General features: G+C 72.6%; 2 protein-coding genes. Both read left to right on the top strand.

The features are described 5' to 3' along the window. Positions 1-70: 70 nt before the first annotated feature. Positions 71-655, top strand: a complete 585-nt coding sequence (locus AB0J67_RS41150; RefSeq protein ID WP_363491260.1) for an AbfB domain-containing protein — start codon at positions 71-73, stop codon at positions 653-655. A 478-nt stretch (positions 656-1,133) separates the two neighbouring features. Further along, positions 1,134-1,374: RICIN domain-containing protein (locus AB0J67_RS41155; protein WP_363491262.1), on the top strand; the 241-nt coding region annotated here is incomplete at its 3' end.

Here is a 1,374-nt window from a genome sequence, read left to right on the forward strand (position 1 = left end):
TGCGGACCGGCGCGTTCGTCCGGCGGAACTTCCGCTGGTTCGCCGTCGCGGTCGGGGTGCTGGCCGCCTGGTGGCTGCTGGCCCGGCCGTCGGTGCGGCACCACCCCCGTCGGCGGTGGCGACCACGGCGGCACCACCGGCGGTGCCGAGTCCGTCGCCGAGCCGCCCCCGGCCGAGCGCCTCGCCGAGCCGGTCGCAGCCCGCACCGGCCCGCCCGCTGGCGGCCGGGCCGGTCTCGCTGGAGCCCGACAACGGTCCCGGGCTGTTCGTCACCACCGCGGGCGGGCTCGGCGTGCTGCAACCGCTGTCGGCCGGCAGCGGCGCGGCGGCGCGCCGGCAGGCGACCTTCGAGGCGGTCGCGGGGCTCAACGACGCGAAGTGCTTCTCCTTCCGCGCCGCTGACGGGCGGTACCTGCGCCACTCGTCGTGGCGGCTGCGTCTGGACGCCCAGAACAGCACCGCGCTGTTCCGGGGCGATGCCACGTTCTGCGTACGAGCCGGCGCCGTCACCGGCACGGTGCTGCTGGAGTCGTCGAACTATCCGGGCTGGTTCGTGCACCGGCGCGGCAGTGAGATGTGGGTCGACCACAGCGACGGTTCGGCCGCCTTCCTGGCCGACAGCTACTTCCGGGTGCGGCCCCCGCTGGCCGCATAGCCCGGCCGACCGCCGGTCCCCGCCGTGCCCGCCGTCGTGGCACGGCGGTGTGGCGCCTGACGTGGCGCCGCGCCGATACGGGGCGATCACGTGACCGAAACATTTTCGCCGCATCTTGACGCGCGTCATGTTATCGGTCACATTCGACGGACGGGACAGTCGGGCGCGAGAACCACGCAGCGCCATAGTCACCGTCTGGAGCGGGCGGCGTCATTCATGACGCGCTCCACGGTGCACCTGTGACCGTCGGCTTCGCTCATCATCTCCGCGTCACCCAGCAGCACCGTGGACGGCCGTCCTGACGAATCACACGGCCGATGACGGCGCCGCGTCGTGCCCGCCCACCCGTCCGCCCTGACCGACTCCGAAGGAGGATGCCGTGACCGGCATCAGCAACCTCGCACCGCCCGCCTCCCGGCGGCGAACCTGGCGCGCCGTGGTGACCACAGCCGTGGTCACGGCACTGGCCAGTGCCGGCATGGCCATCGTCGCCACCACCGGCGCCCAGGCCGCGACCGTCGACACCAGCGCCTGGTACATCCTGGTCAACCGCAACAGCGGCAAAGCCCTGGACGTGTACAACTTCTCCACCGCCGACGGCGGCCGCATCACCCAGTGGACCCGCGGCACCGCCAACAACCAGCAGTGGCAGTTCGTCGACTCCGGCGGCGGCTACTACCGCCTCAAGTCCCGCCACTCCGGCAAGGTCCTCGACGTCT

This window comes from Catellatospora sp. NPDC049609, from assembly GCF_040675365.1.
GTDB lineage: Bacteria > Actinomycetota > Actinomycetes > Mycobacteriales > Micromonosporaceae > Catellatospora.